The sequence below is a fragment of the Microbacterium sp. LBN7 genome, from assembly GCF_045690345.1.
Classification (GTDB): Bacteria; Actinomycetota; Actinomycetes; order Actinomycetales; family Microbacteriaceae; genus Microbacterium.
In genome coordinates this window covers 3,602,551-3,622,588 of record NZ_CP147856.1, presented here as the reverse complement: position 1 = coordinate 3,622,588, position 20,038 = coordinate 3,602,551, and the positions used below count along the sequence as shown (strand labels likewise).

16 protein-coding genes are annotated in these 20,038 nt (G+C 69.0%); 7 read left to right on the top strand and 9 right to left on the bottom strand.

Annotated features, from left to right (window positions below; translation table 11 throughout):
* The first annotated feature begins 18 nt into the window (after window positions 1–18).
* A complete protein-coding gene (locus tag LBN7_RS17525; protein WP_407360380.1) occupies window positions 19–1,119 on the top strand; it encodes a polyprenyl synthetase family protein in 1,101 nt (366 codons plus the stop codon).
* A gap of 13 nt (window positions 1,120–1,132) precedes the next feature.
* Here LBN7_RS17525 and LBN7_RS17520 read toward each other — a convergent pair whose 3' ends face one another.
* Complete coding sequence (locus tag LBN7_RS17520; protein ID WP_116636872.1) at window positions 1,133–1,507, bottom strand: Rv2175c family DNA-binding protein; 375 nt, start codon at window positions 1,505–1,507, stop codon at window positions 1,133–1,135.
* Window positions 1,508–1,611: 104 nt separating this feature from the next.
* Here LBN7_RS17520 and LBN7_RS17515 point away from each other — a divergent pair, with 104 nt between their 5' ends.
* Window positions 1,612–2,775, top strand: coding sequence for a LysM peptidoglycan-binding domain-containing protein (locus tag LBN7_RS17515; RefSeq protein ID WP_407360379.1), 1,164 nt, complete (start codon window positions 1,612–1,614; stop codon window positions 2,773–2,775).
* 78 nt (window positions 2,776–2,853) lie between these two features.
* Entirely contained in the window at window positions 2,854–4,785 is a 1,932-nt protein-coding gene (pknB, locus tag LBN7_RS17510) for a Stk1 family PASTA domain-containing Ser/Thr kinase (protein ID WP_116636805.1), read from the top strand.
* A gap of 100 nt (window positions 4,786–4,885) precedes the next feature.
* Here pknB and LBN7_RS17505 read toward each other — a convergent pair whose 3' ends face one another.
* Window positions 4,886–6,226: a class II 3-deoxy-7-phosphoheptulonate synthase gene (locus LBN7_RS17505; protein ID WP_116636804.1), complete on the bottom strand. Its 1,341-nt coding sequence runs from the start codon at window positions 6,224–6,226 to the stop codon at window positions 4,886–4,888.
* 40 nt (window positions 6,227–6,266) lie between these two features.
* Window positions 6,267–6,962, bottom strand: a complete 696-nt coding sequence (locus LBN7_RS17500) for a 1-acyl-sn-glycerol-3-phosphate acyltransferase (protein WP_116636871.1) — start codon at window positions 6,960–6,962, stop codon at window positions 6,267–6,269.
* Between the two features lie 152 nt (window positions 6,963–7,114).
* On the opposite strand from LBN7_RS17500, the gene LBN7_RS17495 reads away from it, so the two are divergent.
* Window positions 7,115–8,947, top strand: a complete 1,833-nt coding sequence (locus LBN7_RS17495; protein ID WP_407360378.1) for an AMP-dependent synthetase/ligase — start codon at window positions 7,115–7,117, stop codon at window positions 8,945–8,947.
* A 92-nt stretch (window positions 8,948–9,039) separates the two neighbouring features.
* Here LBN7_RS17495 and def read toward each other — a convergent pair whose 3' ends face one another.
* The 3 genes from def to LBN7_RS17480 form a co-directional block, all read right to left on the bottom strand.
* Window positions 9,040–9,531: a peptide deformylase gene (gene def, locus LBN7_RS17490; RefSeq protein WP_116636802.1), complete on the bottom strand. Its 492-nt coding sequence runs from the start codon at window positions 9,529–9,531 to the stop codon at window positions 9,040–9,042.
* A complete protein-coding gene (locus tag LBN7_RS17485; RefSeq protein ID WP_407360377.1) occupies window positions 9,531–11,495 on the bottom strand; it encodes a MinD/ParA family protein in 1,965 nt (654 codons plus the stop codon). The genes def and LBN7_RS17485 overlap by 1 nt, the downstream gene beginning before the upstream one ends.
* A gap of 66 nt (window positions 11,496–11,561) precedes the next feature.
* A complete protein-coding gene (locus LBN7_RS17480) occupies window positions 11,562–14,969 on the bottom strand; it encodes a pyruvate carboxylase (protein ID WP_407360376.1) in 3,408 nt (1,135 codons plus the stop codon).
* Window positions 14,970–15,061: 92 nt separating this feature from the next.
* Between LBN7_RS17480 and LBN7_RS17475 the strand changes: the two genes are divergently transcribed.
* Complete coding sequence (locus tag LBN7_RS17475; RefSeq protein WP_116636869.1) at window positions 15,062–15,865, top strand: ParA family protein; 804 nt, start codon at window positions 15,062–15,064, stop codon at window positions 15,863–15,865.
* Between the two features lie 123 nt (window positions 15,866–15,988).
* Here the strand turns inward: LBN7_RS17475 and LBN7_RS17470 are convergent, their stop codons facing one another.
* From LBN7_RS17470 to LBN7_RS17460, 3 genes are all read right to left on the bottom strand, one after another.
* Entirely contained in the window at window positions 15,989–16,534 is a 546-nt protein-coding gene (locus LBN7_RS17470; RefSeq protein ID WP_116636800.1) for a MerR family transcriptional regulator, read from the bottom strand.
* A gap of 99 nt (window positions 16,535–16,633) precedes the next feature.
* On the bottom strand, window positions 16,634–17,311 hold the full coding sequence (locus LBN7_RS17465; protein WP_116636799.1) for a MerR family transcriptional regulator: 678 nt from the start codon (window positions 17,309–17,311) through the stop codon (window positions 16,634–16,636).
* Window positions 17,311–17,796 carry an FHA domain-containing protein gene (locus LBN7_RS17460; RefSeq protein ID WP_116636798.1) on the bottom strand — a complete coding sequence of 162 codons (486 nt, stop codon included), beginning with the start codon at window positions 17,794–17,796 and terminating at the stop codon, window positions 17,311–17,313. Before LBN7_RS17460 ends, LBN7_RS17465 begins: the two co-directional genes overlap by 1 nt.
* 101 nt (window positions 17,797–17,897) lie before the next feature.
* Here LBN7_RS17460 and LBN7_RS17455 point away from each other — a divergent pair, with 101 nt between their 5' ends.
* Both LBN7_RS17455 and lpdA read left to right on the top strand, forming a co-directional pair.
* Window positions 17,898–18,548, top strand: a complete 651-nt coding sequence (locus LBN7_RS17455) for a copper resistance CopC family protein (protein WP_116636797.1) — start codon at window positions 17,898–17,900, stop codon at window positions 18,546–18,548.
* Window positions 18,549–18,557: 9 nt separating this feature from the next.
* Window positions 18,558–19,955 (top strand): dihydrolipoyl dehydrogenase, encoded by a 1,398-nt coding sequence (lpdA, locus tag LBN7_RS17450; RefSeq protein ID WP_116636796.1) that lies wholly within the window; start codon window positions 18,558–18,560, stop codon window positions 19,953–19,955.
* Window positions 19,956–20,038 lie beyond the last annotated feature (83 nt).

The window sequence follows — 20,038 nt, the reverse complement described above, 5'->3', positions numbered from 1 at the left end:
CCCCTCCTTGCTTTACGTATGCTGGGAGTCGTGCCGTCCCCCTCCTCCGTACCCGACGCCGTCGCCGCTCGCCTGGACCGCTTCCTCGCGCTGATGCGCACCGAATCCCTCGACTACGGCTCGGAGGCGGCGGGGTTCCTCGACGCAGCCGCCGCGACCCTCGTCGGAGGCAAGCGGCTCCGCGCCCGTTTCTGCCATGCCGGCTGGCGAGCCGTCGCCCGATTCCGGGACCGCGACGCCACGGAGTCCGACGTGCTCTGGGACACGTGCGCCGCCCTGGAGATCTTCCAGTCGGCCGCACTCGTCCACGACGACCTGATCGACAACTCCGACACGCGCCGTGGCCGGCCGGCCGCGCACAGGGCCCTGGAGGCGTCGCACCGTGACGCGGGATGGTCGGGCGACGCGGAGGCCTTCGGCCGTGCCTCCGCCGTGCTGCTCGGGGACCTCCTCGTGGCGTGGAGCGACGACCTGCTGGAGTCCGCTCTGGACGGTCACGCCCACGCTCGCGCCGTGCGGGGCGAGTACGCGCGCATGCGCCGCGATGTGACGACCGGGCAGTTCCTCGACATCGCAGAGGAATCGGCCTGGAGCGTCAACGACGGCGGGCTGCACGCCGAGCGAGCGCTGCGCGTGGTCTCGCTCAAGTCCGCCCGCTACAGCATCGAGCAGCCCCTCGTGCTCGGCGGAGCCCTCGCCGGCGCGGAGGACGATCAGATGGCGGCGCTGCGGAGCTTCGGACACCCGATCGGCATGGCCTTCCAGCTGCGCGACGACATCCTCGGCGTCTTCGGCGATTCCTCCGTGACCGGCAAGCCCGCCGGCGACGATCTGCGCGAGGGCAAGCGGACGGTCCTCGTCGCGCTCACGAGGCAGGCGCTGGACGCCTCGGCGAGGAACCTCCTCGACGAGATGCTCGGCGACCCGGAGCTCACCGCGCAGCAGGTGTCGTTCCTGCAGGCGACGATCGCGGAATCCGGAGCGCTCGAACGCGTCGAGACGATGATCTCCGACTACGCCCGTGAAGCCGACCGCGCCCTCTCGGGTGCGCGCCTGGACAACGCGGCGGTCGGCGAGCTGCGCGATCTCGCCCGCGCGGCGACCGTGCGGTCGGCCTGAAGCCGATCGTCCGTCAGGCGAGCGTGCGAGCGAGTCGACGGACCGCGCTCTTGTGACCCGCGAGGAGGGCGGCGATCGGCGACCGGCCGAGGCTCTCCTCGTCCTCGAGCAGCCAGTCGATCAGCTCGTCGTCGGTGAAGCCCGCGTCCTGCAGCACGATGATGGTCCCGCGCAGGGAGCTCAGCGGATGCCCGTCGACGATGAAGATCGAGGGCACCGCGAACACGCCGCCGCGTCGCGAGCCGACGAGGTAGTGCTCGTCGATCAGGCGACGGACGCGGCCGAGCGGCTCATCCAGCACCTCGACGAGGTCGGGCATGGTCAGCCACTCGACAGCAGGGTTCTCCACAACGTTCTCAGACACGTTGCCCACTATCTCACCTCCCATCGGATGCCGCATGTCGGCACTCCAGTCACATCTTTCACTTGCGTCACTTCTGTTGACTTCTGTTTACATCCGTGTCAGCGTGAAGTGCTCGAAAAGGGGGATCCTTGAGACAGAACACCGCCACGCGTCGCACGCGATATCTTCAGCTCGGCATGCCGGCCGCCGTCATCGGCGCCCTGGCCGGAACCCTCGTCGCGGCGCCGGCGGAGGCCGCCCCGTCACCCAGTGTCGAGCGACAGCGCTCCGCACCGCTCGGGTTGGTCCCCGCCGAGGCCCCTCCGGCCGCCTACGTCGTGCAGCCCGGTGACACCGTCTCCGCGGTCGCGGGCCGATTCGGGCTCGCGACGGTCGACGTCCTGACCTGGAACGGCCTCTCCTGGCGTTCGGTGATCTACCCCGGGCAGACGCTGACACTGCAGGCTCCGGCCGTGGTGGTCGCCGCCCCGGCGGTCGTGGAGGCCGTCGGACCCGCATCGACCGTCCACACCGTCGTCTCCGGCGACACCGTGTACGCGATCGCGGCGCAGTACGGCACCACCGTCGACGCCGTGCTGGGTGCGAACGGCCTGACCCGCGACTCCGTCATCTATCCGGGTCAGGCTCTCGTCGTGTCCGGTGCCGCTGCACCTGCTGCGGCGCCCGCAGCAGCACCCGCGACCTCGGTCGCACCGGCCGCGACGCACGTCGTCGTCGCCGGCGACACCGTCTTCGGCATCGCACAGGCCTACGGCACGACCACCCAGACGCTGTTCGCGCTGAACGGGCTCGATTCATCCTCGATCATCTACCCGGGGCAGACGCTCGCCGTGCAGGGTGCACCGGCCCCCGCGGCGGCGGCGGCCGTCACTCCGGAAGCGACGGCCCTCACGGCCGAGCAGGCCGCGAACGCGGCGCTCATCATCCGTATCGGACGAGAGCTCGGCGTCTCGGACCGGGCGGTCGCGATCGCCCTCGCGACCGGGATGGTCGAGTCGGGGCTGCGCAATCTCGACTGGGGCGACCGCGACTCTCTCGGCATCTTCCAGCAGCGCCCGAGCACGGGGTGGGGTTCGCCCGAGCAGATCATGGACGCGGATCGCAGCACCCGGGTGTTCTACGGAGGCCCGAGCGACCCGAACGGCCTCACGACCCGCGGACTGCTCGACATCCCCGGATGGGAGGGCATGGCCTTCACGGATGCAGCCCAGGCCGTGCAGATCTCGGCCTATCCGGACAAGTACGGCCAGTGGGAAGCGCAGGCATACACCTGGCTCGCCCTGCATGGCTGAGCGCCGTTCGGAAAACCCACAGCCCTCAGGGGTGAGCCGCTCCCCTGTCTTTCAGGCAGTTCTCCATAGAATTCTGACGTGACGACCAATCATCAGGCCGACCCCCTCATCGGGCGGCTTGTCGACGGCCGCTACCGTGTACGGGCGCGCATCGCCCGCGGTGGGATGGCCACGGTCTACGTCGCGACGGACCTCCGCCTCGAGCGCCGCATCGCCCTCAAGGTCATGCACGCGCACCTCAGCGATGACTCCGCCTTCCAGAGCAGGTTCATCCAGGAGGCGCGAGCCGCCGCCCGGCTCGCCGATCCGCACGTGGTCAACGTGTTCGACCAGGGCCAGGACGGCGAGCTCGCCTACCTCGTGATGGAGTACCTTCCCGGTATCACCCTCCGCGAGCTGCTGCGCGAGCAGAAGCGCCTCACGATCCCCCAGACGATCACGATCATGGACGCGATCCTCGCCGGTCTCTCCGCCGCGCACCGTGCCGGGATCGTGCATCGCGACGTGAAGCCGGAGAACGTGCTCCTCGCGGAGGACGGCCGTATCAAGATCGGTGACTTCGGCCTCGCCAGGGCCACGACGGCGAACACGGCGACAGGGCAGCAGCTGCTCGGCACGATCGCCTACCTGGCCCCCGAGCTCGTGACCCGCGGCACCGCCGACGCGCGGAGCGACATCTACGCGCTCGGCATCATGCTCTACGAGATGCTGGTCGGCGAGCAGCCCTACAAGGGCGAGCAGCCGATGCAGATCGCGTTCCAGCACGCCACCGAGTCGGTCCCCCGTCCGAGCGTGCGCAATCCGGCCGTACCCGAGCCCCTCGACGAGCTCGTCCTCTGGGCGACCGAGAAGTCCCCGGACGAACGACCGGATGACGCCCAGCAGATGCTCGACCGTCTGCGGGAGATCGAGCGCGAGCTGGGCATCGCTCCGGCGGTCGCCGCCGCGACGATGTCGCAGCGCAGCCAGGGCGACTCGGGCGACCTCACCAAGGTGCTGCCCGGCACGATGGTGATCGCCGACCCGACAGCACCGGCGCCCGCGCCGATCGACAACGCGACGGTCCTTCGCCGTCGCGCGTCGCGTCGACGCGCACGTGGCGCGTTCCTGCTCACGCTCGTCCTGCTCCTCGCCGTTCTCGCCGGTGGAGTCGGCTGGTGGTTCGGCTCGGGGCCCGGGTCGCTGATCGCCGTGCCGGATGTCGCCGGCTCGACCTACGAGCAGGCCGCCGAGGCGCTCACCGCGGAAGGACTCACCCCCTTGCGGGGCGAGGAGTACTCGGTCGACGTCGAGAAGGATCTGGCGATCCGCACCGATCCGCAGGCCGGCGACCGGCTGGAGAAGAACGGCGAGGTGACCGTGCTGATCTCGCTCGGGCCTGAGCCGCACTCGATCGAGACCCTCAACGGCAAGACCGAGGACGAGGCGCGCGCCTATCTGGACGCGCTGAACGTCACGGTCCCCGACGAGACCCTGGAACTGTTCTCGGATGCCGACGAGGGGATCGTCATCAACGCGTACGTGACGCCGCGTGCCGGCGGCGACGCCTACGAGTGCGGCGAGGGATGCGACCTCTTCGAAGCCGACACCGTCGACCTCTTCGTCTCGCTGGGATCGCTGCCCGACGTCTCCGACACCTCCGTGCAGCAGGCGACCCAGGCGCTCACCGACAAGGGCCTGAACGTGCTCGACGAACGCGTCGAGCAGTACAGCGACACGATCGCCGAGGGCCGGGTCATCGGCTACGCCGACCGCTCCGAGTCGGGCAACTGGCGTCCCGGTGACGACATGCGGCTGATCGTCTCCCTGGGGCCCGAGCCCATCGAGATCCCCGACGTGTCCGGCATCTCGATCCGCGATGCCGTCAAGCAGCTGCAGGACGCCGGATTCAAGCCGGTCACTGCGGCGCCGGAACTCGTCTGGGACATCTTCACCGCGACGCGCACCGACCCGAAGGCCGGAGAGTCCCGCGTACGCGGGACGGAGGTGCGCGTCTTCGCCGCGGGGTGATGTCGCCGACGCCCCTCGCCCGAAAGACGACAGACGCAGAGAACCCGCCCTCCCGATCATCCGGGGGGCGGGTTCTCTGCGTTCGACGAAAGCCGTCGACTCAGCGCTTCTCGAGCTCCTCCGCGACGAGGAACGCCAGCTCGAGCGACTGCATGTGGTTCAGGCGCGGGTCGCACAGGCTCTCGTAGCGCGTGGCGAGTGCTGCCTCGTCGATCTGCTCGGATCCGCCGAGGCACTCGGTGACATCGTCTCCCGTGAGCTCGACGTGGATGCCGCCGGGGAACGTGCCCACCGCGCGATGCGCCTCGAAGAAGCCGCGCACCTCGTCGACGACGTCGTCGAAGCGACGGGTCTTGTAGCCGGTCGGGGTCGTGATGCCGTTGCCGTGCATCGGATCCGTCACCCACAGCGGCTGCGCGCCGGAGTCGCGCACGGCCTCCAGCAGCGGGGGCAGGGCGTCGCGGATCTTCCCCGCACCCATGCGCGTGATGAAGGTCAGTCGGCCGGGCTCGCGCTCGGGGTCGAGCTTGTCGATCAGCGCGAGCGCGGTCTCCGGCGTGGTCGTCGGGCCGAGCTTCACACCGATGGGGTTGCGGATCTTCGAGAAGTAGTCGACGTGCGCGCCGTCGAGCTCGCGGGTGCGCTCACCGATCCACAGAAAGTGCGCCGAGGTGTTGTACGGCGTGTCCGTGCGCGAGTCGATCCGCGTCATCGGGCGCTCGTAGTCCATCAGCAGACCCTCGTGGCCGGTGAAGAACTCGACGCGCTTCAGCTCGTCGAAGTCGGCGCCCGCCGCCTCCATGAACTTGATGGCGCGGTCGATCTCGGCGGCCATGCGCTCGTAGCGCTGGTTGGCGGGGTTCTGCGCGAAGCCCTTGTTCCACGAGTGCACCTCGCGGAGGTCGGCGAAGCCGCCCTGGGTGAAGGCGCGGATGAGGTTCAGGGTGGAGACGGCCGTGTGGTACCCCTGCAGCAGGCGACCGGGATCGGCCTGACGGGAGCCCTCGGTGAAGTCGTAGCCGTTGACGATGTCGCCGCGGTACGCCGGAAGCGTGACGTCACCGCGGGTTTCGCTGTCGCTCGAGCGGGGCTTGGCGAACTGTCCGGCCATGCGCCCCATCTTGACGATGGGCATCGAGGCGCCGTAGGTGAGCACGACGGCCATCTGCAGCACCGTCTTGATGCGGTTGCGGATCTGCTCGGCGGTCGCGCCGGCGAAGGTCTCGGCGCAGTCGCCGCCCTGGAGCAGGAAGGCCTTTCCGGATGCTGCGCGCGCGAGGCGATCACGGAGGTTGTCGACCTCACCCGCGAAGACCAGCGGCGGGAGAGCGGCGATCTGGCGGGAGACGTCGGCGACGCGGTCCGCGTCGGGCCACTGCGGCTGCTGCTTGATGGGAAGCGAGCGCCATGCATCAAGGGCGTCGATGTGGTGCGGGAGCATGCCTCAAGCCTAGTGGTCGGCGTGCACCCTGGACGCTCCGCTAGCGCCGTGTGACACGGGAGGGAAGACGGTCCTTCACGGTCGAGGCGTAGACGTCCTCGTACTCCTGCTGACCGAGACGATGCAGGGCCACCATGATCTCGTCGGTGACGGAGCGCAGGATGTACCTGTCGTTCTCCATCCCGGCGTAGCGGGAGAAGTCGAGCGGCTCTCCGATGACGATCCCGACGCGCATGATGCGGGGAAGCCGCTGGCCGATCGGCATGGCCGTGTCGGTGTCGACCATGATCACGGGGACGACGGGGACCTTGGCCTCGAGCGCCATCCGTGCGATGCCGGTGCGTCCGCGGTACAGCTTGCCGTCGGGGCTTCGCGTGCCCTCCGGGTAGATGCCGAGCAGGTCGCCGCCGCCGAGCACCTGCAGACCGGTGTTCAGAGAAGCCTCCGAGGCCTTGCCTCCGGATCGGTCGATCGGGATCTGCCCCGTGGCCTTCATGAAGAACTTGGTCGCGAAGCCCTTCAGGCCGCGGCCCGTGAAGTAGTCGCTCTTGGCGAGGAAGGACATCGGGCGATCGATCACCAGCGGCAGGAAGATGGAGTCCGCGAATGAGAGATGGTTGCTGGCGAGGATCGCCGCCCCGTTCGCGGGCACGTTCTTGCGGCCCACGATCCAGGGACGGAAGATCGCCTTGACCACGGGGCCGATCACGACGTACTTCATCAGCCAGTAGAACATCGAGGTGAAGTCTAGCGCCGCGTCCGGCATCCGCTTCGGCGATCTTCGATCGGGATGCACGATCGCGACTCAGTTCCACACGAGGTGCGACGGGGTGTCATGCCCTAGACTCAAGACCACACACGTGCCCGACCGGTACCGAAGGAGCTGCCGTGGTCCAGTTTGAAGTCCCCGCGATCGTCCCCGCCGACCCCGACGCAAACGTCTCGGACCTCTTGTTCCAGCGCGTCAAGGCCACCCCCGACCGCGCGCTGTTCTCGGTGCCCGAGGGCGAAGGCTGGCGCGACATCTCCGCCGCCGACTTCCAGACGGCCGTGATCGCACTGGCGAAGGGATTCGCCGCCGCAGGCATCCAGCCGGGCGAGAAGGTCGGCTTCCTCGCGCGCACGACGTACGAGTGGACGCTGGTCGATTTCGCGCTCTTCTACGCCGGCGCCGTGATGGTCCCGATCTACGAGACCAGCTCCCCCTCTCAGATCCAGTGGATCCTCGAGGACTCCGGGGCGATCGCCCTCGTGGTCGAATCTCCGGAGCACTTCGCCCGCGTCGACGAGGTGCGCGGCGACCTTCCCCTGATCCGCGAGGTCTGGCAGCTGCACCTCGGCGCCATCGACACGCTCACGGCGCAGGGCGCAGCGGTCACCGACGAGGAGATCGAGCGTCGCCGCAACCTCGCCGTCGGCTCCGACATCGCCACCCTCATCTACACCTCGGGCTCCACCGGTCGCCCGAAGGGCTGCGTGCTCACGCACAGCAACTTCGTCGAGCTCACCCGCAACTCCGCGAAGGCCCTCGACGCGGTCGTGCAGACGCCGGGCGCCTCGACCCTCCTGTTCATCACGACGGCTCACGTCTTCGCGCGCTTCATCTCGATCCTCGACATCCACGCGGGCGTCCGCACCGGTCACCAGCCCGACACGCGACAGCTCCTGCCCGCCCTCGGCTCGTTCAAGCCGACCTTCCTCCTCGCCGTCCCTCGCGTGTTCGAGAAGGTGTACAACTCCGCCGAGCAGAAGGCGGAGGCCGGCGGGAAGGGCAAGATCTTCCGCGCCGCGGCGGATGTCGCCATCGAGCACTCGAAGCTGCTCGAAGAAGGCAAGAAGATCCCCTTCGGGATGAAGCTGAAGTTCGCCCTCTTCAACAAGCTCGTCTACAGCAAGCTCCGCACGGCGATGGGCGGGAACGTGGTCTACGCCGTGTCCGGCTCCGCTCCCCTGGGCCCGCGACTCGGTCACTTCTTCCACAGCCTCGGCGTCGTGATCCTCGAGGGCTACGGATTGACCGAGACGACGGCTCCCGCCACGGTGAACCTGGCCGACAAGTCGAAGATCGGCACGGTCGGTCCCGCGCTCCCCGGCGTCGGCGTGCGCCTCGGTGAGGATGGCGAGATCGAGGTGCGCGGCATCAACGTCTTCAAGGAGTACTGGAACAACCCCGAGGCCACGGCCGAGGCGTTCAGCGACGGCGGCTGGTTCCGCACCGGCGACATCGGCAGCTTCGACTCCGAGGGCTTCCTCACGATCACCGGTCGCAAGAAGGAGATCATCGTCACGGCCGGAGGCAAGAACGTCGCCCCCGCCGCGCTCGAGGACCCGATCCGGGCGAACCCGATCATCGGCCAGGTCGTCGTGGTCGGCGATCAGCGCCCGTTCATCTCGGCCCTGGTGACGCTCGACCCCGAGATGCTGCCGACGTGGCTCGCGAACAACGGCCTCGACGCCAAGATGACGCTGGTGGAGGCTTCCCGCAACGACGCCGTCCGGGCCGAGGTCCAGCGCGCCGTCGACGGCGCGAACGCCCGCGTGTCGCGCGCCGAGTCGATCCGCAAGTTCACGATCCTCGATTCGGAGTGGACCGAGGCATCGGGCCACCTGACGCCGAAGCTCTCCATCAAGCGCAACGTCATCATGAACGACTTCGCCGACGAGATCTCCGCGATCTACGACGAGCCGGTCTCGACGACCAACGTCGCGATCGGCGGCTGACCCGGCAGGTCGACCCACCCCTTTCCCGACGAACGGCCCCCTCGCGCACACGCGCAAGGGGGCCGTTCGGTGAGAAAGGGAACGCTCGGCGGCTAGAACCAGGCGCTCTCGCGCACCTCGCGCATCGCCTGCTTGCGGGTCTCCGGATCGAGACGCGACAGGAACAGCTTCCCGTCGAGGTGATCCGTCTCGTGCTGAAGCGCCTGGGCGAGGAGACCGTCGCCCTCGAGCACCACAGGATTCCCGTCGAGGTCGATCCCCTCGACGCGCGCCCACGGGTGCCGCTGCGCGTCGTGCCAGAGCCCGGGAACGGACAGGCAGCCCTCTCCGGTCGGCTCGGGTTCGCCCCGCACCTCCACGAGCACCGGGTTGAGCACGTAGCCGATGTCACCGTCGATGTTGTAGCTGAAGGCGCGCAACGCCACGCCGATCTGCGGGGCGGCCACCCCGGCTCGGCCAGGCAGCTCGACCGTCTCGACGAGGTCGGCCACCAGTGCGCGGACGCCGTCGTCGATGTCATCGATCGGGGCGCACACGGTACGCAGGACGGGGTCGCCGAAGATGCGGATCTCGCGGACGGCCATCAGGCGCCCTTCGCCCGCAGGCCCTCGACCAGGAGCGCGGCGAGTCGACGCGCGGCGACACGTGTCTCGGGCAGCAGGTTCGCGAATACGATGGTCCCTCCCCCGGCGATCTGCGGATCGTACGGCATCCGGATCACGCTCTTCGCGCGCGTGGCGAAGTGACTCTGCAGCTCGTTCAGGCGCACGAGGGGCGCGCCCGGTGTCGACTGGTTCAGCACGACGATCGCCTCTCGAGCCTGCTCGGCGTACCCGTTCGTCTCGAGCCAGGTGAGAGTCTCCGAGGCCAGTCGCGCCTCGTCGACGCTCAGCCCCGACACGATGATGATCTGGTCGGCCAGGTCGAGGGTCGCCGACATCACGGAGTGCACGATGCCCGTCCCCGTGTCCGTCAGCACGAGCGAGTAGTAGTGCGCGGCCACACCGGCGACGTCCCGGTAGTCGCTGTCGCTGAAGGCCTCGGCGATGCGGGGATCCGAATCGGAGGCGAGAACGTCGAGACGGGTGGCATCGCGCGCCACGATGGCGGAGATGTCGTGATAACCCCGGACGTCGTCGTGGATGCGGACCAGATCGCGCACCGACTTGTTGTGAGCCGGACGGACGATACGTTCCGCGAGGGTTCCTCGATCCGGATTGGCATCGACGGCGATCACGCGGTCGTCACGCGCGTCGGCCAGCGCCATGCCGAGCAGGGCGGTGATCGTCGTCTTGCCGACGCCGCCCTTGCGAGAGAGCACGGGCACGAACCGCGCCCCTCCGGGGAGAGGTGCGGCGATGCGAGCGCTGAGCGCCTTCCGCTCCCGGGCCCGCCGACCGTCGCCGATGTTGATGCGGCGTCCCGACACGGTGTAGAGGAAATGACTCCACGCGCCTTCGGGCTCGGGCTTCGTGAGGCGATGCGGGTCGAGCAGGCGATCGGCGGTGAGCAGATCGGCCGACTCCCGCGAGGAATCACCCAGATCGTCCAGGCGCTTCGAGGTGAGCGTCACGTCGGCGCGGGCGGCCGCGCGCGTTGGCTGCGGAACGACGGACTTCTCGTCGGGAGTGGACACGGCGGCGGTCTCCTTCACGGCGGGCACTCCCGCGGCAGTGGCTGCGACGGGAGCCGCAGCCGTATCGACGGTCGCCCTCGCCAGGAATCGGGCTGCGACGGCCGCCTCTTCGGCGTGCGTCGCCGCGGCGGCCGGCTCGTTCGCGACGGGGACCGGCTCGGGGTCGGGTTCCGGCTCGGGTACGGGCTCCGGTTCCGGTTCCGGCTCAGGCTCAGGCTCAGGCTCAGGCTCAGGCTCCGGCTCCGGCTCCGGCTCAGGCTCAGGCTCAGGCTCAGGCTCCGGCTCCGGCTCCGGCTCCGGCTCCGGCTCAGGCTCAGGCTCAGGCTCAGGCTCCGGCTCCGGCTCCGGCTCAGGCTCCGGCTCCGGCTCCGGCTCCGGCTCCGGCTCCGGCTCCTCGACGATCGTCGCCGATTCCGGCTCCTCGGCATCCGGCTCCTGGTCGATCGGCTCCTCGACGTCCGGCTCCAGTTCCGCTTCGTGGATGGTCTCCTCGTGCGCGGCCTCTTCCGCCGACGGGGTGGCGGCCACCGGTTCGTCGATCACGATGGGCCCGATGATGATGCCCGGGACTTCCTTCGGCGACGGGTCGGCCTTGGCGGCCTCGGCAACCTTGTCGTCTCCCGGAGACCGGGACTTCAGCACCGCCGGAGTCACGGCGGCGGGCACGGCCTTCGCCGCGGATGCCACCTGCGAAGCCGTGACGATGGGCAGTTCGTCGACGATGAGGTCGCCGACGACTTCTCCCTCGACGACGCCCTCGTCATCGAGGTCGTCGTCATCGTCCTTCGGCAGCGACACGCTCACCTGCGCCGTTCCGCCGAGGATGCCGATGACGGCCGTGTCCACGGACGCGGCGTCATCGAGCACCCCCAGCGGGTTCTCCTCGGGTTCTGCGGTGTTCTTCGGGGTCACGATGTCACTCCAAGCCTGCGCGGGCCTCGGGTGCGCACACGGTGCGCGGCCCTCGCCCGCACAAGATTAGTGCGCGGGACGGATGACGACCAAAAGATCTCCGGCATCCACCTGCTGCGTCTCGGCGATCGCGTGACGCTCGATCACGCCGTCGACGGGCGCGGTGATGGCCGCTTCCATCTTCATCGCCTCGATCGAGGCGATCGGCTCGCCGGCCCGGACGGCAGCACCGACCTCGGCCTTGAGCGTGACGACACCGGAGAACGGAGCGGCGACCTGGCCGGGGACGTTGGTGTCCGCCCGCTCGGCCTCGTGCGCGTCCACCGCGACGGACCTGTCTCGCACGAAGACAGGTCGGAGCTGCCCGTTCAGAGTCGTCATCACGGTCCGCATGCCCTTGTCGTCGGCGTCGCCGATGGCCTCCAGACCGATGAACAGCTGCACGCCGCGGTCGATCTCGATGCGATGCTCCTGTCCCTGCACGAGTCCGAAGAGGTAGTCGCTCGTGTCGAGGACGGAGAGGTCGCCGAAGAGCTCGCGCCGCTCGGTGTACTCCGCGGTGGGCGCAGGGAACAGCAGGGAGTTGAGCCGCGCACGCCGCTCGGCGCTGGAACCGGCGAGAGCGGCCTCGTCCTCCGCGCTGATCTGCGTGAGCCCGGTGCGCACCGAGCGTCCGGCGAGGACCTTGGTGCGGAACGGCTCCGGCCATCCTCCGGGGAGGTCGCCCAGCTCGCCCGCCATGAATCCGACGACCGAGTCCGGCACGTCGTACTTCTCCGGGTTCGCCTCGAAGTCCGCAGGATCCGCCTTCACGGCGGCGAGATGCAGCGCGAGGTCGCCGACGACCTTCGATGACGGCGTCACCTTCGGAACGCGCCCGAGGATGCGGTCGGCCGCGGCGTACATGTCCTCGATGAGCTCGAAGTCATCCGCGAGACCGAGGGCCTTCGCCTGCTGGCGGAGGTTCGACAGCTGCCCGCCGGGGATCTCGTGGTGGTACACGCGGCCCGTGGGTCCGGGAAGCCCCGACTCGAACGGCGCGTACTGCCGGCGCACCGCCTCCCAGTACGGCTCGAGATCGGACACCGCGTCGAGGGAGATGCCGCTGTCCCGATCGGTGTGCGCGAGCGCCGCGACGAGCGAGGACAGCGACGGCTGGCTGGTGGTTCCGGAGAGCGGTGCCGACGCGGCATCCACGGCATCCACTCCGACCGCGCTGGCTGCGAGGAGCGTAGCCAGCTGGCCGCCCGGCGTGTCGTGCGTGTGCAGGTGGACAGGGAGGTCGAAGCGCTCGCGCAGCGCTGCGACGAGCTTCGATGCAGCCGCGGGCCTCAGGAGCCCCGCCATGTCCTTGATCGCGATGATGTGCGCCCCGGCCGCGACGATCTGGTCGGCGAGACCGAGGTAGTAGTCGAGCGTGTAGAGGTTCTCGGCCGGGTCGAGGAGGTCGCCGGTGTAGCAGAGTGCCACCTCGGCGACCGCGGTGCCGGTGTTGCGCACGGCCTCGATGGCGGGGCGCATCTGCTCCACGTCGTTGAGGGCGTCGAAGATCCGGAAGATGTCGACCCCGCTCGCGGCTGCCTCGGCGACGAACGCCTCGGTGACCGCCGTCGGGTACGGCGTGTAGCCGACCGTGTTGCGTCCGCGCAGCAGCATCTGGATCGCGACGTTCGGCAGCGCGGCGCGCAGCTTGTCGAGTCGCTCCCAGGGGTCCTCGCCGAGGAAGCGCAGCGCGACGTCGTACGTCGCACCGCCCCAGGCCTCGACGGACAGCAGGCCCGGCGTGAGCCGCGCCAGGTACGGAGCAGCCGCGACGAGGTCCTTGGTGCGCACGCGCGTGGCCAGCAGCGACTGGTGCGCGTCGCGGAAGGTGGTGTCGGTGATCGCGAGTGCCGTCTGCTCGCGGAGGCTCCGGGCGAAGCCCTCCGGACCGAGCTCGAGCAGCCGCTGACGCGACCCGGCGATCGGCTCGGTCGAGAGATCGACGACGGGGAGCTTCGCGACCGGGTCGATGACACCGGGGTGCGCGCCGTGGGGCTTGTTGACGGTGACGTCGACCAGCCAGTTCAGGAGCTTCGTGCCGCGGTCCTTCGAGACCCGACCGCGCAGGAGCTCCGGCCGCTCGTCGATGAAGGAGGTGCTCACGTCGCCCGCGATGAAGGCGTCGTCGTCGAGCAGGGCCTGGAGGAAGGGGATGTTCGTCGAGACGCCGCGGATGCGGAACTCCGCCAGCGCGCGCCGGGCACGCGCGACGGCCGCGGGGAAGTCGCGACCGCGGCAGGTCAGCTTCGCCAGCATCGAGTCGAAGTGCGGGCTGATCTGCGCCCCCTGATGCACCGTGCCTCCGTCGAGGCGGATGCCGGCGCCGCCGGGTGAGCGGTAGGTCGTGATCTTGCCGGTGTCGGGGCGGAAGCCCTGCGTCGGGTCCTCGGTGGTGATGCGGCACTGCAGCGCAGCCCCCCGCAGGTGCAGGTTCTGCTGCTGCAGTCCCAGCTCCGCGAGAGTCTGGCCCGCGGCGATCCGCATCTGACTCTGCACGAGGTCGACGTCGGTGACCTCCTCGGTCACGGTGTGCTCGACCTGGATGCGCGGGTTCATCTCGATGAAGACGACCTCGCCCGTGCGCTCGCCCGCCGTCTCCAGCAGGAACTCGACGGTACCGGCGTTCTCGTAGCCGATCGAGCGGGCGAAGGCGACCGCGTAGCCGTGGAGTGCGGTGCGGATGCTGTCGTCCAGATTCGGCGCCGGAGCGATCTCGACGACCTTCTGGTGGCGCCGCTGCACCGAGCAGTCGCGCTCGAACAGGTGCACGGTCTCGCCGGTCTTGTCGGCGAGGATCTGCACCTCGATGTGCCGGGGGCGCACCACGGCCTGCTCCAGGAACATCCGGGCGTCGCCGAAGGCGCTCGCAGCCTCCCGCATCGCCTCGGCCAGAGCGGGTGCGAGATCACCCGCGGTCTCGACGCGACGCATGCCGCGGCCGCCGCCGCCCGCCACCGCCTTGGCGAAGAGCGGGAAGCCGATGTCCTCCGCCTGGGCGACGAGCGCCTCGACGTCGTCGGATGCCTCGGTCGAACGCAGCACCGGCACTCCGGCCTCGATCGCGTGCCGCTTCGCCTCGACCTTGTTGCCCGCCATCTCGAGCACCTTCGCCGGCGGGCCGATGAAGACGATGCCGTTGGCCGCCGCCTTCTCCGCGAGCTCCGGGTTCTCCGACAGGAAGCCGTATCCGGGGTAGATCGCATCCGCTCCCGCCTCGAGCGCGACGCGGATGATCTCGTCGACGTTCAGGTACGCGCGGACGGGGTGACCGCGTTCGCCGATCTCGTAGGCCTCATCGGCCTTGAGTCGATGGACGGACCCGCGGTCCTCATGGGGGAAGACCGCGACGGTGCGCGCCCCCACCTCGTACGCCGCTCGGAAGGCCCGGATCGCGATCTCGCCGCGGTTGGCCACAAGGATCTTCTGGAACATGCACACCTCTGAGAGCTCGATGCACGGCGTTTTCGGCGTGCAGGGGCGGGGCTGAGTGTTCCCTCAGCCTAGGGGAAGGTAACGTGGTGTTCGTGCACGTACTCAGCGTCAGCTCTCTCAAGGGGGGCGTCGGCAAGACGACCGTGACACTCGGGCTGGCCTCAGCGGCTTTCGCCCGAGGAGTCCGGACTCTCGTCGTCGACCTCGACCCGCAGTCCGACGTCTCCACCGGGATGGACATCCAGGTGGCCGGACGACTCAACATCGCCGATGTCCTGGCGAACCCGAAGGAGAAGGTCGTCCGTCAGGCGATCACCTCCAGCGGATGGGCGAAAGTGCACCCCGGCACGATCGACGTGCTCATCGGGAGCCCCTCCGCCATCAACTTCGACGGGCCGCACCCGAGCGTCCGCGACGTCTGGAAGCTCGAAGAGGCACTCGCGGCCGTCGAAGCCGACTACGACCTCGTGCTCATCGACTGCGCGCCGTCGCTGAACGCGCTCACCCGCACGGCCTGGGCCGCCAGCGACCGCGTCATGGTGGTCACCGAGCCCGGCCTGTTCTCGGTCGCCGCCGCGGACCGCGCCCTCCGCGCGATCGAGGAGATCCGCCGCGGCCTCTCGCCTCGTCTTCAGCCGCTCGGCATCGTCGTGAACCGCGTGCGCCCGCAGTCCATCGAGCACCAGTTCCGTATCAAGGAGCTCCGCGACATGTTCGGGCCTCTCGTGCTCGCTCCCCAGCTGCCCGAGCGCACCTCGCTGCAGCAGGCGCAGGGCGCGGCGAAGCCGCTGCACATCTGGCCGGGAGACTCCGCACAGGAGCTCGCCGCCGACTTCGATCAGCTGCTCGACCGGATCATCCGCACCGGGCGCATCGCGCTTCCCGAGAACGCCTGACGCTTCGGCAAGCTCTGCGACCCGACAAGGAGCGCAGAGCTCCCCCTCGGGTCCCTGAGCCTGTCGAAGGGTGGGTCCCTGAGCCTGTCGAAGGGTGGGTCCCTGAGCCTGTCGAAGGGTGGATCAGGCGGAGCGCTTCGAGCGGCGCGCGGAGAGCTCGTCGACGGGGTCCGGCGCGGTCGGGTCGAAGGCGACGAGCGTCGACTCGACCTCGCGGAGCACCTTGCCGACGGCGATGCCGAACACGCCCTGGCCGCGGCTGACGAGGTCGATGACCTCGTCGTTCGACGTGCACAGGTAGACGGAGGCGCCATCGCTCATCAGCGTGGTGCCGGCGAGATCGCGGATGCCGGCACGTCGCAGCTCTTCGACAGCGGTACGGATCTGCTGCAGCGAGATGCCGGTGTCGAGGAGGCTCTTGACGAGCTTCAGGACCAGGATGTCGCGGAAGCCGTAGAGACGCTGCGAGCCGGAGCCGCTCGCGCCGCGGACGGTGGGCTCGACCAGCTCGGTGCGGGCCCAGTAATCCAGCTGACGGTAGGTGATGCCGGCGGCACGAGCGGCGACGGCACCGCGGTAGCCGACCTCGTCGTCCATGGCGGGGAGACCGTCCGTGAAGAGGAGTTCGGGTACGAACCGCGGGTCGCCTGTGAGCTCATCCGCATTCATCGGAAATCCTCCCTGGAACGGTTATCTCCACGGTAGAGCAGTGCTCGGGCACCGGCAATGACATCCGTGGGACGCCGAAGGTGTGTCGCAATCAGTTCGTTACGAAAGCACACGCGACAGCGCGTCCTTGACGAAGAGCGAGCGCACTTCGTCGATCTTCGTCGCCAGCTCGGGAGCGAGTTCGCTGGCCTTCGCGCGGGAGGCGGCATCCGTCCGTCGCAGCAGCGACGACATCGCCGACTCGATGAGAGCGACCTCGCGCTCGGCCCCCTGACGGAGGGAGCGCAGGTGCCGGGGCTCGATCCCGTGGCGATCCAGCGCGACGAGTCCGCGCAGAAGCGTCACCGTCGCCTCGGGGTAGTTCTCCTGGGCGGTGATGACACCGGTGCTGATCGCGTCGTTCAGCAGCTGGGGTCCTGCTCCTGCCGCCGCGAGGAGCTCGGCCCGACGATAGCGACGCGGCGCCGGCGTGATCGACGGAGGCGGCGCGAGCGAGGCCTCCCCCGCAGAGCTGTCCAGCTGCTCACGGATCACGCTCAGCGGCAGGTAGTGATCCCGCTGGAGGGTGAGTCCGAGACGGAGCCGCTCGATGTCGGCCGTCGAGAACTTGCGGTAGCCGGACTCGGTGCGCGAGGGGCTGACGATGCCCTGCACCTCGAGGAAACGCAGCTTGCTGGAGGTCAGATCGGGGAACTCCGGAGTGAGACGCGCGAGCACCTGACCGATACTCAGCAGGCCCGCGGACGCAGAGCGTTCGCGGGCGGGAGTGGCCGCCATCAGGCGTTCGCCGCCTGGCGGTCGTGCGGAGAGGCGAAGAAGTTCAGTCGGAACTTGCCGACGCGCAGCTCGGAGCCGTCGACCAGCGCACTGCGGTCGACCCGCTCGCCGTTGACGTACGTCCCGTTGAGCGAGCGCTGGTCGATGATCTCGAACGTCGTGCCGGTACGCGTGATCTCCGCGTGACGGCGAGAGACGGTCACGTCATCGAAGAAGATGTCGGCCTCGGGGTGGCGTCCGACCGTCGTCACATCGGTGTCGAGGAGGTAGCGGGCACCGGCGAGGGCGCCCGAGCGCACCAGCAGCAGGGCCGATCCCGACGGCAGCGCCGCGATGGCGGTCTGCTCGACGTCGGTGAGCTCCACGCCGAACGGCACGAAGGACAGGTCCGAATCGTGTCCGAACGTCTGCGTCACGTCATGCTTCTGTTCACCAGAGCGGTGGATCGCGGCTTCTCCGGCCGGTCGGCTGTCGCTGTCAGTCACTGTGCCCTCCTAGGCTGTCCAGACTAACGGATGCCGAGGGGCTCGCGGGAGGCCGCATGCATACTCAGCCGTCACATACCGGCTCTTCATAGGGTGGACCTGTGAAGACCAAAGCCCTGCGCCTCTCCGCCGCCCCCGTCGCTCTCGCCGCGACGCTCCTCGCCGCCTTCCTCGTGCTCGCCTCCCCGCTCTCGGCATCCGCGCACGACGCGCTCACGTCGTCGAACCCGGCAGCCGACAGCGAAGTCGAGACGCTCCCCGCCGAGCTGACGCTCACCTTCAGCGCCAAGCTGATCGACGGCGAGGGCGCCACCGAGGTCGTCGTCACGGACTCCGCGGGCAACGCGGTCACGGATGGACCCGCGACGGTCGACGGCGCCGTGGTGACGCAGCCGCTGGTGTCCTCCGCCCCGGCAGGCGAATACCACGTGATCTGGAAGGTCGTCTCGAGCGACGGGCACCCGACGTCCGACGAATTCTTCTTCACCGTGACGACCGGTTCCTCCCCGACGCCGACCGAGCAGCCCAGCGCCGCGCCGACGACCGCGGCCCCGAGCGAAGCGGCATCCGCGACGCCGGAGGCGACGCTCACTCCGGCACCCGACGCAGACGACGGTTCGGGTTCGACCGTGTGGATCTGGGTGATCTCGATCGTCGGCATCCTGGTCGCCGTCGGAGTCGCCGTCTGGCTGTCCGTGCGCGGCCGCCGAGGAGGCGCCGAGCCCGGTTCCGAGCCCTCTTCGGAGCGATAGGCTTAACGCATGCCCCATTACGATGTCGTCATCCTCGGTGCCGGTCCTGGTGGATACGTCGCCGCCGTCCGCAGCGCACAGCTCGGCCTCTCCACGGCCATCATCGAAGAGAAGTACTGGGGCGGTGTCTGCCTCAACGTCGGCTGCATCCCCTCCAAGGCACTGCTCAAGAACGCGGAGCTGGCGCACACCCTGAACCACAAGGCCGACTTCTTCGGCATCTCGGGTGAGTTCACGATCGACTACGGCAAGGCGTTCGACCGCAGCCGCGTGGTCGCCGACGGCCGCGTCAAGGGCATCCACTTCCTGATGAAGAAGAACAAGGTGACCGAGTACGACGGTCGCGGCACCTTCACCGGCCCGAAGGCGATCTCGGTCGCCAAGGCCGACGGCTCCACCGAAGAGGTGACCTTCGACAACGCGATCATCGCCACCGGCTCGAAGGTGCGCCTGCTCCCCGGCGTCCAGCTGAGCGACAACGTCGTGACCTACGAGGAGCAGATCCTCAGCCGCGAGCTGCCGAAGTCGATCGTCATCGTGGGCGCCGGCGCCATCGGCATGGAGTTCGCCTACGTCATGACGAACTACGGCGTGAAGGTCACCATCATCGAGTTCCTCGACCGCGCCCTCCCCAACGAGGACGCCGACGTGTCGAAGGAGATCACGAAGCAGTACAAGAACTACGGCGTCGACATCCTCACCTCGACCAAGGTCGAGACGGTCGTCGACAACGGCTCCTCCGTCACCGTGACCTACACGGCCAAGGACGGCCAGCAGTCGTCGATCGAGGCCGACAAGGTGCTCATGTCGGTCGGCTTCGCCCCGAACACCGAGGGCTTCGGCCTCGAGGCGACCGGTGTGAAGCTCACCGAGCGCGGTGCGATCGACATCGACGACCACATGCGCACGAACGTCGAGGGCATCTACGCGATCGGCGACGTGACCGCCAAGCTGCAGCTGGCCCACGTGGCCGAGGCGCAGGGCGTCGTCGCGGCCGAGACCATCGGCAAGGCCGAGACCATGACGCTCGGCGACTACCGCATGATGCCGCGTGCGACGTTCTGCTCTCCCCAGGTCGCCTCGTTCGGCCTCACCGAGCAGCAGGCGAAGGACGAGGGGCGCGACATCAAGGTCGTCAGCTTCCCGTTCATGGCCAACGGCAAGGCGCACGGCCTCGGCGAGCCCGTCGGCTTCGTCAAGCTCATCGCCGACGCCGAGCACCTCGAGCTCATCGGCGCGCACATGATCGGACCGGACGTCGCCGAGCTCCTGCCCGAGCTGACCCTCGCGCAGAAGTGGGACCTCACCGCGCTCGAGCTGGCCCGCAACGTGCACACCCACCCGACGCTGTCGGAGGCGCTGCAGGAGGGCTTCCACGGCCTCGCAGGGCACATGATCAACTTTTGACGCGACGCGTCAAGGTTGAGTGAGCGAAGCGAGTCGAAACCCCGCACGCGAAGCGCGAAGGCCCCGGTCCCCTCTCGGGGGAA